Origin of the sequence: Massilia phyllostachyos (assembly GCF_021044825.1) — a bacterium.
GTDB lineage: Bacteria > Pseudomonadota > Gammaproteobacteria > Burkholderiales > Burkholderiaceae_D > Telluria > Telluria phyllostachyos.
The window spans coordinates 106,595-121,809 of the sequence record NZ_JAJNOC010000008.1; the positions used below are offsets into that span (position 1 = coordinate 106,595).

The following is a 15,215-nucleotide window of genomic DNA, read 5'->3' on the forward strand; positions in this document are numbered from 1 at the left end:
TGCACGGCGTGATCGAACTCGGCATCGCGATGCCGCGGGATGCCGCCGCGCTTGCGCGGCTTTATCGCGATGCGGGCTACGGCGCGGCGGTGGGCGCCGAGGACACGGTGCTCGTGGCGAAGACGGCCGCGTCATTGGTTGGGGCGGTGAGGCTGTGTCGTGAAGAAGGGGTGCTGGTCCTGCGTGGGATGCAGGTCAGGCGGGATGTCCAGCGCCAGGGCATCGGGTCGCGCCTGCTCGCCACCTGTCTGCCGTATCTGGCGCGGGCCGAGGCCTTCTGCCTGCCGTATGCGCATCTCGAAGGCTTCTACGCCACTGCTGGCTTTATGCCAGCTGACAGCGCCGCGCTTCCCGCCTTTCTCGCAGATCGCCTGGCGACCTATCGCGCTCGCGGACAGGGCGTCATCGCCATGCGCCGTCCAGCCGGCTGAGCCACAGCTGCGGCGTTCTTGCTTTTCGTAGGGTGGACGGCTCATCACCCGCGATACTCGAGCGCCAGGCCACGCGCACGCTGCGGCGCCCCATCCTCCAACTGAAACACATTCACCACCGCATTCAGCTCCGCCGCCTGCACCCGCAGCGACTCGGCCGCCGCGGCCGCCTCTTCGACCAGGGCCGCGTTCTGCCCCGTCATCTCGTCCAGGCGCGCGATCGCCCCGTCCACGCGCTCGATGTCGGCGCGCTGCGAAACGGTGGCGCTGCCGATGCGGTCGATGATGTCGTTCACGCGCTGCACGCCGTCGACCACCTTGCGGATGGTCTCGCCGGCGTGGCCGACCAGCGTCGCGCCGCTATCGACCTTCGACACCGAATCCTCGATCAGCGCCTTGATCTCCTTGGCCGCGGCGGCGGAGCGGTGCGCCAGGTTGCGCACCTCGCCGGCGACGACCGCGAAGCCGCGCCCCTGCTCTCCCGCGCGCGCCGCCTCCACCGCGGCGTTCAGCGCCAGGATGTTGGTCTGGAAGGCGATGCCGTCGATCACCGAGATGATGTCGACGATCTTGCTGGACGAGTCGTGGATCAGCGCCATCGTCGCCACCACCTGCTCGACCGCCGCGCCGCCCTGCTGCGACACCGCCGCCGCGTCGCCCGCCAGGGTGCGCGCCTGCTGCGCATAGTCGGCGTTCTGCTGCACGGTCTCGACCAGGCGGCCCATCGACTGCGCCACCTGCGCCAGCGCCGCCGACTGGGTCTCGGTGCGCGCCGACAGGTCGACGTTGCCCGAGGCGATCTCGGACGAGGCCGCGGCGATGGTCTCGGTCCCGCTGCGCACCTTGCTGACGATCGCCGACAGTTCGCGGCGCATGGTCGCCATCGCGTGGATCATGCTGGCCGGGCCGGCGCGGCGCGCATCGATCGGGTGATACAGGCGGCCGTCGGCGATGGCGCGCGCCACGCTGGTGGCCTGGGCCGGCTCGCCGCCCAGCTGGTCGAGCAGGCTGCGTACGATCACCACGCCCACCGTCGCGCACAGCAGCACCGAGATGCCGCTCAGGGCGATGATCCAGTAGCGCGCCTGCGCCGCTTCATGACTGGCGTCCGCGCTGCCGGCGGCGTTGCGCTGCTGGAGCGCCTGCACCAGCACGTCGATGTCGGCGACGATTTGGCGCCGCAGCGGGCTGCACTCATCCACCAGGAAGCGTCCATAGCCTTCCAGGTCGTTGCTGGCGCGGTAGCCGCGCGGGCGCTCGAGTTCCTTCGCCATCGCCACCAGGCCCTCCTTCACCTTGCGATACTGCGGATCGGCGCCCAGCGAAGCGTCGAGCGTCGGCAGCACGGCGAGATAGTCGGCTTTGAACGAATCGACAAGGTCCAGTTCGCGCCTGCTCGACTCCGGGTCGTGGAAGATGAATGCGTTGCGCGCCGCGATGCCGGTCTGGGCCAACGCTTCGCGCGCCGTGTACAGCGGTTCGAGCTGGGCATTGCGCACGCCGTTGGCGGCGTTGAGCGCACCCTGGATGCTGTCGACCCGCGAGACCGCGAACACGGCCAGGATCAGCGTGACGGCCAGCACCAGGCCGAAGGCCACATACAGCTGTCGGGCAATGCCGACACGTTGAAGAGATTTCATAAATGAGGAAAGGGTTGATCAAAGAGCCGGCAATTTAATCACATTTATAAATTTTATTGCCACACGATAACAAAGCTGTCCCGTATTTATCGAATTTGCGTTGTTTTTTTGTATTGTCTGTTGGTCGTCCTGCAAACATTGCAGTGCCGACGGGTAGGCAAAGGCGTTGCCAGCTTCACCACGCTGTCCCTGCGCCGTGTTACACTGCCGCCTCGCTAGGGGTCCTGGTGCGCGCCAACAACGTGCTGCCGGGTGAGAGATACCCTTCGTACCTGATCTGGATAATGCCAGCGAAGGAAAGCGCAACGCAGTTCCCATCCTCCTTGCCCTTCCCCCACGTTGGCTCCGGCTTTTTTGAAAAAGCAGCGCGCCGCATGCATGTGCATGCACATCGCGTGGCGCGCGAAGACGAGCAAACCATGACATCCACGCTGAAACACACCGCCCTCGCCTGCGCGATCCTGCAGGCCTTTTCCCTCGACGCCTTCGCGCAGCAGGCCGGCTCCGACCCGGTCGCTTCGGTGGTCGTCACCGGCAGCCGCTGGATCGCCAGCGACCGCGCCAGCATCGGCGGCTTTACCGACGCGCCGCTGCTCGACACCCCGGCCTCGATCACTGCGATCAGCAGCACCCAGATGCTGGACCTGTCGATTCGCAACGTGACCGACGCCGCCAGGTTCGACGCCTCGGTCGGCGACGCCTACAACGCGGTCGGCTACGCCGAACAGTTCTCGATCCGCGGCTTCGCCCTAGACAACGCGACCAGCTACCGCAAGGACGGCATCGCGATTTCGGCGGACACCCAGATTCCGCTGGAGAACAAGGAACGCATCGAAGTGCTGCGCGGCCTGGCCGGCCTGCAGGCGGGCGTCGCGGCGCCGGGCGGCATGGTCAACTTCGTCACCAAACGTCCGACCAATGCGCCACTGCGCTCGGCCGTCGTCGAGGTCAGCGAACGCGGCACCCTGCACGGTTCCGTCGACCTGGGCGGGCGCTTCGAGGACCGCCGCTTCGGCTATCGCATCAATGCCGCCGCGGAAGACCTGAAATCCTATGTGCGCGGCGCCGACGGCGAGCGCCAGTTCGTGTCCGGCGCCTTCGACTGGCAGATCACGCCGAGCGCCCTGCTGCAGCTCGACCTCGACCACCAGCACCGCTCCCAGATCACCGCGCCGGGCTACCAGCTGCTGCGCAACGAGGCGCTGCCCACCGGCGTCTCGCCCAAGACCTTGCTGAACGACCAGCCCTGGACCAAGCCGGTGGAAACCGACAGCAGCAACCTCGGCCTGCGCTTCCAGTACCGCCTGAATGAAGACTGGACCGCCAGCGTCAACGCCAACAAGCACTGGTTCAAGCGCGACGACTACACCGCCTTCCCCTACGGCTGCAGCAACGAGGGCGATGGCTTCTATCCGGGCTACTGCTCGAACGGCGACTACGACGTCTACGACTACCAGAGCGTCGGCGAACGCAAGACCCCGTGGGGCGCGCAAGCCATGCTGCAGGGCCGCCTCGATACCGGCGCGGTGCGCCACCAGTTGACGATCGGCGCCGCGCTGTCCGAGCGCCACGACAGCTTCGGCGAATACGTCTACGACTACGCCGGCTCCAGCAACATCTACCACAACCAGATCGTCGACCCGGCGCCGGGCAACCCGACGACCGGCCCGGTGATGGAGCGCCGCAACGACCGCGAGAGCGCGCTGTTCGTGCAGGACGTCGCCACCTTGTCGGAACAGTTCACGCTGCACACCGGCCTGCGCTGGGTGAAACTCAAGCGCAACGAGAAGGCCGAGGTCGAGCTGCCGTGGGCGTATGCCGACGATTCCTTCGTGCTGCCGAGCGTGGCCCTGGTCTACAAGCCTGCGCGCGACTGGAGCGTCTACGGCTCGCTCAGCCACGGCCTGCAGCACGGCGGCATCGCCGAGATGGGCACCACCAACGAGAACACCGTGCTCGATCCGAGCCGCTCGAAGCAGGTCGAGCTGGGCGTGAAGGGCGTGGTCGGCAATGCGATGCTGTCGGCCGCGCTGTTCAACATCGAACAGGGCCTGGAGTATGTGAATGCGGATGGCGCCTTCGTGCGCGCCGGCCGGCAGCGCCACCGCGGGCTGGAACTGGCGGCCCAGGGCAAGCTGAACGCCGACCTGAACTACAGCCTGTCGGTGATGGCGCTCGACGCCAAGCAGACCGGCACTGGCGACGCCGGCGTGGAAGGCAAGCGCGTGACCAACGTACCCGAGCTGCGCTCGACCGCCTTGGTCGAATACGCGCTGCCGATGGTCCAGGGAATGAAGGTCGACGCGACCTGGCAGTACTCGGGCAGCAAGGCCTTCGACCCGGCCAACCGCGCCATCGTGCCGGGCTACCACGTGGCCGGCCTGGGCGCCTCGTACGCGCTACGCGCCGGCGGCATGCACACCATCCTGCGCGCGCGGGTGGACAATGTGTTCGACAAGTTCTACTGGCGCGACGTGACGCAGTCGCTGGGCGGCTACCTGCTGCCGGGCGCGCCGCGGACGTTCCGGGTGTCGGCGCAGTTCGACTTCTGATGGTCGATGTCGGGTGGACGGCTTCACCGCCCACCCGACGTCAGTCGCCTAGATCGGCGAGTTTGCCCAGGCAGCGCCGCTGAAAGCCATTCAGTCCGCCGGCCACGAAGCTGTCATCCTCATCGATCACCTCCGCATCCAGCAGCAGCCGCAGCTTGGCGATCCGGTCCCCCTGCGCCAGCGTCTGGGCCAGGTTCGACGCGTCCGGGTCACCCGCGCGGGCGATCGCATCGACCACCTCCACCGGGAAGTCCCAGTGCGACGCGATCACCGAGGACAGCAAACGGCTCGCCGCGATCAGCTCGACACCAAAAGCCCCGGAGCCCGGCACCTTCCCTTCGCACACCCGGTCCGCCACCTGGAACGCCACCTGCAGCCCGACGTTCTGCATCAGCCCCGCCAGGTAGGATTCGAACACGCCGGCCGACAGGCCCGGCGCCATCACGCTGGCGGCAAAGGCGCAGCGTTCGGAATGCTTCCACACCTTAGGGGCCACCTGGCGCGCCACGCCCTGCACCTTGGTGCGGATCAGCGGACGCATCGCGATCTTCGCCAGCAGCATGCGCAGGCCGTTCAGGCCGAGCATGGTGACCGCGCCCTCGAGCGTTTCGATCGGCTTGGCCGGGCGGTAATAGGCGCTGTTGGCTTCGCGGATCACTTCGGCGACCAGCACCAGGTCGCGCCCCACTTCGGCCGATAGCGCGCCGGTCGAGATGTTCTCGTCCGACAGGGCGCCGAGCAGCTGGCCGACCAGGTCGGGCAGGCGCGGCACCAGCCCCGCCGCGCCTTCCGGGTCGCCGGCCAGTGCGCGCACCTGCGCCAGCACCCGCTCTTCCAGCTCGCGGCTGACGTTGCTGCCGGTCGAGGCGGTCAGCCAGCGGTACCAGGCCGCGTCGATCTCGGCCGCCAGTTCTTCCTCATCCACCGCCGCCGCCGTTCCCGCGCCGGCTGCGGACCCTGTCTCCTTGTCGCCGCCCAGTAGGCGCCCGATCCATTTTTTCACAGTACACCGCCCAAATCGATGTCAGTACAGCCAATTATTTTAATACCACAAGGCAACAATTGATATCTAAAAAAAGTCTCTGCGCACTCGCGTCACGATGCAGCGCAAACCCAACGCAAATAAAGTTTGCAGATGCGAATGATTATCATTTAGTATACGTCGCGTTATTGATGAGAATGATTCTCATTACAATACCAGGACCCGCCCACGACGGCGGCACCACAACAACAATTCGACTGGACCACCATGGCAGCATCCCCTCCCGCCCTCCGCCTCCTCCCCGCGCTGATCGCCGGCGCCTGCGCCCTGGCCCCCGCCGGGCCGGCCCTGGCAGACACTCCCGCCGAGACCGCCCCGACCGCCACCAGCCCCGGCACCGTGGTCGTGACCGGCCAGCGCCTCGACCAGCCCGGCAGCGTCACCGTGCTCGACGCCGACGCTATTTCCCGCCAGGGCGCCAACGACATGCAGAACATGGCGCGCTATTCGCCGCTCGTGAGCGTGCCCGGCGCGGCCAGCGGCAGCGGCAATGTGTGGGACGGCGCCGGCAACACCGGCTTCAATGTGCGCGGCGTCGAGGGCAACCGGGTGAGCCTGGACCTGGACGGCATCGAGCTGCCCGACGCCGCGCCGAAGCCGGATGCATCGACCACCAACAGCTTCGGCGTCGGCCGCGACTACTTCGACCCCGAGACCTTCCGCAGCGTGACGATCGCCTCCGGCACCTCGGCCGCCGGCCCCGGCGCTCAGGGCCTGGGCGGCGCGGTCTCCTTCGTCACCAAGTCGGCGGACGACTACGTGAGTGCGCAGCGCCCCGGCTACGCCGAATACAAGTTCGGCATCGACCGCTCGACCGGCATGCGCATGCACGCCGTCACCGGCGCCGCCCAGCACGGCGTGCTGCGCGCACTGGCCGTGCTGGTGCACCGCGACGGTCGCGAACTGGAAAGCGCCGGCGCCGTGCGCGTGAATCCCGACGACTGGGATTCGGACGCCCTGCTGGCCAAGCTGGCCTGGTCTCCCTGGGCCGGTCACGACTTCACCGCCACGCTCGACGGCTTCCGCGCCCGCCACGACCGCGCCTACGACAACAAGCAGGGCGCCTCCTATCCTGACGGCGCGAAGCAGGCATCAAGAACCCGCCGCGACCGCGCCAGCATCGACCACGTCTACACCGGCAATGCTCCCTGGTTCTCGCGCCTGGAAAGCCGCCTGTACGTGCAGGATGCCGAGATCGCGGACGTGACCAATGCGCGCTACGTCACCGGCGGCCAGCAGACCCTGCGCGACATCGCCACCAGCTACAAGACCCGCAGCGTCGGCGTGGCCAGCAACGCCGTTGCAACCATCGGCGTCCATTCGCTCGACTACGGCTTCAGTGTCGAGAACACCGAGACCAGCCGCCCCTGGCGCGAGGACCGCACGGTGGTCGCCACCGGCGCCCACCAGGTGACGGTCAAGCACCGCATGGCCGACATGGACTCGCTCAAGCTGGCCGCCTTCGCGCGCGGCACGGTGCGGCTGTCGAACACCTTCAGCGCCATCCCCGGCCTGCGCTACACCTGGCGCGAGATGAAGCCGGACAGCACCGCCGGCTATGCGGTTTCGATCCCGAACGCGGCGCGCGAACTGGGCAAGGAGACCGACAGCTACGCCACCCCGAGCCTGACCCTCAACGCCCAGCTCACGCGCGACATGCTGGCCTACGCCCAGTACAGCCGCGGCACCCGCCTGCCGACCAGCGCCGAACGCACCGGCACCTACGATTCCTTCAGCTACACCGGCGCCGGCAACGGCTACGCGGTGATCGGCAACCCGGACCTCGAGAAGGAAACCAGCAACGCCTTCGAGATCGGCCTGAAGGGCTATGCGGCGCGGGGCCTGAAACTGCATGCGGCCGTGTTCCAGACCCGCTACAAGAACTTCATCGAGTACGCGGCGCAGCCGGCCGACCCGGTGAATTACCCGACCATCACCTTCGGCCTGTACCGCCCCGACAACGTGGGCGACGCCCGCACCTGGGGCGGCGAAGCCTCGCTGGAAGCGGAACTGGGCGCCTGGAACGCCGCGCTGCGCGGCGCGCGCCTGACGCTTGCCAGCGGCGTCCAGAAAAGCAAGGCGCGGAACATCCTGACCGACCAGGAAGGCCCGCTGGCCTCGACCCTGCCGCGCAAGAGCAGCTTCATCGCGTCCTGGGACGACACCGCGGGCCGCGGCGGCGTCTCGTTCGCCGCCGTCTACGTGGCCGCCAAGCAGGCCAACCCGGACGTGATCTCGGGCGTGACCACCGCGCGCTTCGCCGTCCCGTCCAGCACCGTGCTCGACCTGACCGCTTACTGGAACATCAACCGCCACGCATCGCTCACCGCCGGCATCTACAACCTGGCCGACCGCAAGTACTGGGACTACGCCTCCTCGCGCGGCCTGCCGGCGGGCACCACCGCGGCCGCCCTGGCCGACATCGAACGCCAGGCGCGCCCGGGCCGCTACGCCGCCATGAGCCTGAAGATCAGCTACTGAAAAAGGAGAACAGCATGACAACCACCCGTCACATCCTCGCCGCCGCGGCGATCGCCATCGCCACCATCGGCAGCGCACATGCCGCCACCCTGCTGGAACGCTATACCGCGCTGCGCGCCGAGAAGCCGCAGCTGCGCGCCCGCGACGCCGCCCGCTACCTGGGCGTATCCGAAGCCGAACTGGTCGCCGCCGGCGCCCAAGGCGCCGTGGTGCGCCTGAACGAGGCCAACCACGGCCCGCGCGAAATCATGCGCCGCGCCCTCGACCTCGGCCAGGTGATGGCCCTGACCCGCAACGACAACTGCGTCATCGAAGTCACCGGCACCGCCATGCGCCTGAAACCCCGGCAGGACACCGCGGAACTGAAGGCCGACCCCGAACGCGAGGCGCGCCAGCTGAACATCGCCGGCGGCTATCTGGGCGGCCCGATCGACCTGCGCTTCCAGTTCCCGCAATGGAAATACGTGTTCGCCGTCACCCAGCCGGGCCGCGAGGGCGCGGTGAACCGCAGCCTGCAGTTCTTCGACGCCAACGGCGTGGCCGTGCACAAGCTGTACGTGCGCAGCGAGGCCGGGGTGCCGGTGTTCGAGAAGCTGATCGCGGACTTCCGCCATCCGCGCCAGGACGGGCAACTGGACGTCGCGCCGGCCACGCCGAAGGTGGCGGAGAAACCGGACAGCGCGATCGACGTGAAGGAGTTCCAGCAAGCGTGGCGCGACATGAGCGACGTCCACCAGTTCAACCGCATCGTGTCCGAGTTCGGCCTCACGCGCGAACAGGCAATGCGCTTAGGGCCGGACGGCGTGGTGCAGAAGCTGGACCCGACCTCCGTGCGCGGCCTGCTGCAGGGCGCGGCGAAGAACGGCGTGGCCATCATGGCCTTCGTAGGCAATGGCGGCGTGACCCAGATCTACAGCGGCAAGATCAACAAGGTGGCGGATGCCGAGGGCTGGCTCAACGTGCTGGACCCGACCTTCAACCTGCACCTGAACGACGACGCCCTGCGCAGCGGCTACCTGGTGCGCCGCGCCGGCGTGACTTCGGTGGAGTTCTACGACACCAGCGGTGAGCTAGTCGTGACCTTCTTCGGCGTCCGTCAGCCGGGCAAGCCGCAGCCGCAGGAGTGGCTGGATCTGGCGGCTTCGCTCAAGAAGGCATGATACGCAAATAGAAATCGGGTACCGGCCTGCGCCGGTACCCAATTTCGCACCGCAGCCCGTTACTTCAACAATTCCCCAACCCGCGCAACCCGCTCCTCCAGCCCCCCCTCCAGCAGCACATACGAAATACCACGCGCCTCGAGCGTCGCAATCAGCATCCCATGCACCTTCTGCCGCACCTCTTCCGATTCCCGCTGCAACCCATCCGGCTCCCACGGACTATCCGGCGCCGTCACAAAGGTCCGGGCATAGTCGTGCACCCGGTCCAGCCGCGCCAGCTGCGGATCGACCCGCCCCCAGTACTGGCGGCTGTACAGCGCCGTCATCAGCGGCGTGGTGTCGCAGAACAGAAAACCGCATGCCCGCGCCGCCGCCTCCTTTTCTCGTTCCAGCTGCATGCACGCGATCGGATACTGGTCGCTCTCGAACGGCACGCGGCCGCGCGTATCGACGAACTCGCGCAGATATTCGGGCACCCAGACGGTCCCATAGCGTAGCGCCAGCGCCTCGGCCAGCGTCGACTTGCCCGACGACTCGGCGCCGAGGATCGCGATTCTTTGCACGGGCACGTTCATGCATCCTTCCGCGCGATGTTCGACCAGGCGCGCCAGCCGGTCCAGGCCAGCAGCACGAACACCGCATACAGCACCGCGGTCAACATCAAGCCCTTGTACACGTAGAGTCCGACGTAGAGCACGTCCACCACGATCCAGACCAGCCAGTTCTCGACTTTCTTGCGGCCGAGCAGGAGCTGGCCCACCAGGCTGCCGGCGGTGAGAAAGCCGTCCGCGTGCGGCACGTCGGTGTCGGTGAAGCGGTCGAGGAAGAAGGAGAGCAGGAAGAAGCCGAGCGCCCAGCCGGCCAGCGCCCACGTCCACCCGCTGCGCTTCAGGCGCGTGACCACGAGTTGCTGGTCGCCCGCGCCATGCAGCCACTGGTACCAGCCCCATACCGAGGCGCCGATGAACACGAATTGCAGGCCCATGTCGCCGTACAGCTTCGCTTCGAAGAACACCGCGGCGTAGGTCGCCGACGAGACGATCGAGAACAGCCAGGCCCAGTGCTTCTGGCGGATGTTCAGCGCCACGGTGGTCACCGCGAGCAGGAAGGAGATCAGTTCCAGCGGCGTGGTGAAGAAGCCCAGGAAGGCCAGCTGTTCGTTCATGGGCAGTGAAATGGATGAGGTGGTCAGGTCAACAGTGGATTATGGAAGCTGGCGGGGGAATCCGCAAGCCGCACCGTCCGGATCCGGACGCCCTTGCCCGCTTGCGGGCGTCTGGCCAAGCGTGAAACCGCCTCCTTCATGGGGAAGCCAGGCTGGCACGGTGCTTGCAATAGAGACGGCAAGACCAATGACACCCGCACCATGGACCGCGCCCTCGACCCCGCCCTCGTTCACCGCCGCCGCCGCATCCGCGTCGCCGTCGCCATCGTATCGCTCGCCCTCGCCGTGCTGGCCTGCTGGCAGCTCAACCGCCTGCTGCGTCCGAGCGTCGCGGCCAGCGACATCGTCATCTCGACCGTGCGCCGCGGCGACGTCGCCAACACCGTCAGCGCCGCCGGCGTCGTGATCCCGGTGCACGAGGAGGTCGTGGCCAGCCCGGCGGCCAGCCGCGTCGCGCGGGTGCTGGCGCGGCCCGGCCAGCAGGTCAAGGCCGGCGACGTGCTGCTGGAGCTGGACGACCGCGAGATCGTGCTGGCCGTGGACACGCTGCGCGAGCAGCTGGCGCAGCAGGAGAGCCGCGTCGCCACCTCGAAACTGGAACTCGAGCAGAAGCACAAGCAGCTTGCCAGCGCCATCGAGCTGCTCGAACTCGATCTGCTCTCAAGCCGCGCGCTCAACGAGCGCAACCAGAAGCTGCGCCTGAACGGCCTGGTCTCGGGCGAGAACCTGCTGGCCGGCGAACTGGCCGTCAAGCGCGCCGAGATCCAGCTGCGCCAGCAGCGCGAACTGATCGCCGACAGCCGCCGCGCCACCGCCGCCAGCATCGCCGCCGCCACCCTGCAGCAGGACATCCTCAAGAAGCAGCTCGCCCAGCAGGAGCGCAAGCTGGCCCAGGCGAAGGTCGCCGCCCCCTTCTCCGGCATGCTGACCACCCTGGTGCAGGAAGAAGGCGCGAGCGTGGCCGCCGGCCAGCTGCTGGCTCGCGTGTCGGAGCTGAACAACTACCGGGTCGAGGCCACGCTGTCGGACTTCCACGCGCGCCTGCTGGCGCCGGGCCAGGCGGTCCGGGTCGAGCAGAACGGCGAGGTGCTGCCCGGGCGCGTGCATACCGTGCTGCCCGAGATCCAGAACGGCACGGTCAAGCTGCTGGTCGACCTGGACAAGCCGGACAACCCGCTGCTGCGCAACAAGATGCGGGTCGACGTCAACATCGTCACCGCGCAGAAGCAGGACGTGCTGGTGCTCGACAGCGGCATGGCCTTCAACGGCAGCGGCGCGCAGGCGGCCTTCGCGGTGGTCGATGGCGTCGCGCGGCGCACCACCCTGCAGCTGGGCGGCGGCGACGGCAAGCTGGTCGAAGTCGTCCGGGGCGCCAGGCCGGGCGAGCGCTACATCGTCTCCGATACCAAGGCCTTCGCCAACCTGGACAGCATCCGCATCACAAATTAACGAACGACCAACCACGAACAACGAACGACGAGGGAAAGTCATGATCAAACTGAACAAGGTCAGCAAGACCTACCGCACCGACAAGGTGGAGACGCTGGCGCTGAAGGACGTCGACCTGCACGTGCAGAAGGGCGAGTTCCTCGCCATGATGGGCCCGAGCGGCTGCGGCAAGAGCACCCTGCTCAACCTCATCGGACTGCTCGACCGTCCCGGCCAGGGCAGCATCGAGGTCGAAGGCCTGCCGGTCACCCGCTACAAGGACAGCCAGGTGGCGCGCCTGCGCAACCAGACCTTCGGCTTCATCTTCCAGAGCTTCCACCTAATTCCCGACCTGCGCGTGATCGATAACGTCGAGCTGCCCCTGCTCTACCGCAGCATGAGCGCAGGCGAACGGCGTCGCCTGGCGCGCGAGGCACTGGAAAAGGTCGGCCTGGGGGCGCGCATGGACCACTACCCGAACCAGCTCTCGGGCGGCCAGCAGCAGCGCGTGGCGATCGCGCGCGCCATCGTCGGCCGACCGCAGGTGCTGCTGGCCGACGAGCCGACGGGTAACCTCGACAGCAAGATGGGCGAAGAGGTGATGGACATCCTGCTCAGGCTGAATGCCGAGGGCACGACGGTGGTGATGGTGACCCACGACGAGCGCGAGGCGCGCCGCACCAACCGCATCGTGCGGGTGTTCGACGGCCAGCTGGTCGCGTAAGCGCAGGAGGACACAGGCATGCTCCGCAACTATCTCCTGACGGCGTGGAAGGTCTTCATGCGCCGCAAGCTGTTCACCCTGATTAACCTGCTGTGCATCGTGCTGACGCTGGTGGTGCTGATGGTGGCGGTCTCGCTGCTCGAGACCGCGTTCCGGCCATCCGGCGTCGAAGGCAGGAGCGAGCGCTTCCTCGAGGTGCGCATGGTGCGCATGGACAGCCCGAAGCACGACCGGATCAGCACCTCGGGCCTCGGCTACAAGCTGATCGACAAGTACCTCAAGCCGATGCCCGGCATCGAGCGCGTGGCCATGGTCGGCTCGAACCAGCCGGTCTCGGTCTACCAGGGCGACGTGGTGAGCGAGCTGCAGATGCGCCGCGTCGATGCCGACTACTGGAAGGTGCTCGACTTCCGACTGCTGGCCGGCCGCCTGCCGACGCTCGAGGACGACGCGGCGGGGCGCCACATCGCCATCCTGAACGCCTCCACCGCCGCGCGCCTGTTCCCCGGCTCCGCCCAGGTGGCGATCGGGCAGCGCTTCGACGTCGGCGGCCAGGTCTACGAGGTCGCCGGCGTGGTCGCCGACGCCATGCACCTGAATGCCTACGCCGACATCTGGGCGCCGGTGTCGACCTTCCCCTCCTCGGACTACCGCAGCCAGTTCACCGGCCCGTTCGCGGCCCTGATCCTGGCGAAAAGCGCCGCCGACCTGCCGCGCATTCGCCAGCAGGTCCAGGCGATCTCCAAATCCGTGGTGCACGACGACCCGGCCAGCTGGGGGCACATCTACTTCTGGGCCGACAGCAAGCTCGATTTCACCGCCCGCCAGCTGTTCGGCGGAGGGGGCCAGCCGAGCGAGAACCAGACCGTGGCCGACTCCGGCGCCGCCAGGCTGATGGCGGGGATCGCGGCGGCGATCGTGCTGTTCATGCTGCTGCCGGCGCTGAACCTGGTCAACCTGAACACCGGCCGCATCCTCGAACGCCGCGCCGAGATCGGCGTGCGCAAGGCCTTCGGCGCGACCAGCCGCCAGCTGGCGCTCCAGTTCGTCGTCGAGAACGTGCTGCTCTGCCTGTGCGGCGGCGTGCTCGCCCTGGGCGCCACCGCGCTGGCGCTGCACTGGCTGGAAAGCGCGCGCCTGATCCCCTATCTCGAGGTCGGCCTGAATCTCGCCGTGTTCGGCTGGGGCATGCTGATCGCGACCGTCTTCGGCCTGGTCTCCGGCGTGCTGCCGGCCTGGAAGATGTCGCGCCTCGACCCTGTCCATGCCTTGAAAGGAGGCGCATGATGTTCCGTCATCTCTTGAAACTGACCTGGAAGCGCAAGTCCAGGAACCTGATGCTCAGCCTCGAAATCCTGATCGCCTTCGCCATCGTGTTCGGCGTCGCGGCCTTCGGGCTGCGCTACTGGCAGCTCTACAGCATGCCGCTCGGCTTCGACGGCCGCGACCTGTGGGCTGTCAGGCTGCAGGTTGGCGACGAGGAGAAGACCCGGATTCCCCACGAGGTCTACGACAGCCTGCGGCGCGGCCTGCTGGAACTGCCGGAAGTGCGGGACGTCGCCTTCATCAGCTTCGAACCCTATGCCGGCGCGACCATCGGAACCCAATTGCAGGGCAAGACGGGTGCGGGCGAGCGCGCGCCGCTGGTGAACGCGGAGCTGCTGGAAGCGGACGACCGGACCGCCGGCGTGCTGGGCTTGAAGCTCACCGAAGGCCGCTGGTTCTCGGAACTCGACAATGGCAGCGCCCAGCGCAGCGCGGTGATCAACCGGCGCCTGGCCGAGGCCATGTTCCCGGGCCGCAGCGCGGTGGGCCAGGTGTTCATCGACGGCCCCGGCTATGCGAACACGCCGGTGCGCGTGGTGGGCGTGGTCGACGGCTACCGCGCCAAGGGCGAGCTGGCCGCGCCGGTCAACTTCGCCTTCACCCGTTTCGAAGCCGGCAAGCACAGCTGGGATGCCCGCACCGTCCTGCTCAAGGTGGCGCCGGGCACCGAACGCGGCTTCGAGAAGCGCCTGAACGCGCGCCTGAAAGCGATCCAGAACACCTGGACCTACCAGATCACGCCGACGTCGGCGCTGCGCGCCACCGCGCTCCGTGAGCAGACGGTGCCGCTGATCGTAGTGGCCGTGATCGCCGTCTTCATGCTGGTGATGGTCGCCTTCGGCCTGTTCGGCGCGCTGTGGCAGAACACCACCCAGCGCATCCCGGAGATCGGCCTGCGCCGCGCCATCGGCGCCAGCGCGGGCCAGATCTACCGTCAGGTCGTGGCCGAACAATTCCTGCTCAGTTCCGTCGCCATCGTGCTGGGCCTGGCGCTGCTGGTGCAGCTGCCGCTGACCCGGGTGCTGGGCGAACACCTGGACTGGGTGGTCTTCGGCGAGGCGGCGCTGCTGTCGATGGCGGTGATCTATCTGCTATCCTTGCTGTGCGCCCTCTATCCGGGCTGGCGCGCCAGCCGCCTGAGCCCGACCGAAGCGCTGCATCATGAATAAGAACCTGTCCCAGTAGGGAGAGGGAAGTTGATGACGATGACTGGCAAGCGCGGGCAAGGCGCGAGGACGCCGCATGGCGAGCCATGCAAGGACGAGC

Annotated in this window: 12 protein-coding genes and 1 riboswitch; of the genes, 8 read left to right on the forward strand and 4 right to left on the reverse strand. The window is 67.6% G+C overall.

The genetic code is table 11. The annotated features are described in order from the left end of the window. Positions 1-8 precede the first annotated feature (8 nt). Positions 9-431, forward strand: a complete 423-nt coding sequence (locus LQ564_RS20325) for a GNAT family N-acetyltransferase (protein ID WP_231059931.1) — start codon at positions 9-11, stop codon at positions 429-431. Positions 432-475: 44 nt separating this feature from the next. On the opposite strand, the gene LQ564_RS20330 is transcribed toward LQ564_RS20325, so the two are convergent. Continuing rightward, on the reverse strand, positions 476-2,071 hold the full coding sequence (locus tag LQ564_RS20330) for a methyl-accepting chemotaxis protein (RefSeq protein WP_231059932.1): 1,596 nt from the start codon (positions 2,069-2,071) through the stop codon (positions 476-478). Positions 2,072-2,278: 207 nt separating this feature from the next. After that, positions 2,279-2,387, forward strand: a riboswitch (TPP riboswitch). Between the two features lie 103 nt (positions 2,388-2,490). On the opposite strand from LQ564_RS20330, the gene LQ564_RS20335 reads away from it, so the two are divergent. Then, on the forward strand, positions 2,491-4,623 hold the full coding sequence (locus LQ564_RS20335; protein WP_231059933.1) for a TonB-dependent siderophore receptor: 2,133 nt from the start codon (positions 2,491-2,493) through the stop codon (positions 4,621-4,623). 40 nt (positions 4,624-4,663) lie between these two features. On the opposite strand, the gene LQ564_RS20340 is transcribed toward LQ564_RS20335, so the two are convergent. Further along, positions 4,664-5,626, reverse strand: coding sequence for an HDOD domain-containing protein (locus LQ564_RS20340; RefSeq protein WP_231059934.1), 963 nt, complete (start codon positions 5,624-5,626; stop codon positions 4,664-4,666). Positions 5,627-5,872: 246 nt separating this feature from the next. Here LQ564_RS20340 and LQ564_RS20345 point away from each other — a divergent pair, with 246 nt between their 5' ends. Next, on the forward strand, positions 5,873-8,146 hold the full coding sequence (locus tag LQ564_RS20345) for a TonB-dependent receptor domain-containing protein (RefSeq protein WP_231059935.1): 2,274 nt from the start codon (positions 5,873-5,875) through the stop codon (positions 8,144-8,146). Between the two features lie 14 nt (positions 8,147-8,160). Beyond that, positions 8,161-9,306, forward strand: a complete 1,146-nt coding sequence (locus LQ564_RS20350; protein ID WP_231059936.1) for a hemin-degrading factor — start codon at positions 8,161-8,163, stop codon at positions 9,304-9,306. Positions 9,307-9,365: 59 nt separating this feature from the next. Here LQ564_RS20350 and LQ564_RS20355 read toward each other — a convergent pair whose 3' ends face one another. Both LQ564_RS20355 and pnuC read right to left on the reverse strand, forming a co-directional pair. Continuing rightward, positions 9,366-9,881: an AAA family ATPase gene (locus tag LQ564_RS20355; protein ID WP_231059937.1), complete on the reverse strand. Its 516-nt coding sequence runs from the start codon at positions 9,879-9,881 to the stop codon at positions 9,366-9,368. After that, positions 9,878-10,471, reverse strand: coding sequence for a nicotinamide riboside transporter PnuC (pnuC, locus tag LQ564_RS20360; protein ID WP_231059938.1), 594 nt, complete (start codon positions 10,469-10,471; stop codon positions 9,878-9,880). The genes LQ564_RS20355 and pnuC overlap by 4 nt, the downstream gene beginning before the upstream one ends. Before the next feature lie 201 nt (positions 10,472-10,672). On the opposite strand from pnuC, the gene LQ564_RS20365 reads away from it, so the two are divergent. The 4 genes from LQ564_RS20365 to LQ564_RS20380 are packed head-to-tail and all read left to right on the forward strand — an operon-like array spanning position 10,673 to position 15,118. After that, positions 10,673-11,920: an efflux RND transporter periplasmic adaptor subunit gene (locus LQ564_RS20365; RefSeq protein WP_231059939.1), complete on the forward strand. Its 1,248-nt coding sequence runs from the start codon at positions 10,673-10,675 to the stop codon at positions 11,918-11,920. 40 nt (positions 11,921-11,960) lie between these two features. Further along, the gene (locus LQ564_RS20370; RefSeq protein ID WP_231059940.1) at positions 11,961-12,623 is read left to right on the forward strand and encodes an ABC transporter ATP-binding protein; all 663 of its coding nucleotides are present in this window, start codon (positions 11,961-11,963) and stop codon (positions 12,621-12,623) included. Between the two features lie 18 nt (positions 12,624-12,641). Further along, on the forward strand, positions 12,642-13,910 hold the full coding sequence (locus tag LQ564_RS20375) for an ABC transporter permease (protein ID WP_231059941.1): 1,269 nt from the start codon (positions 12,642-12,644) through the stop codon (positions 13,908-13,910). Further along, on the forward strand, positions 13,907-15,118 hold the full coding sequence (locus LQ564_RS20380) for an ABC transporter permease (protein WP_231059942.1): 1,212 nt from the start codon (positions 13,907-13,909) through the stop codon (positions 15,116-15,118). The genes LQ564_RS20375 and LQ564_RS20380 overlap by 4 nt, the downstream gene beginning before the upstream one ends. Positions 15,119-15,215: the final 97 nt, after the last annotated feature.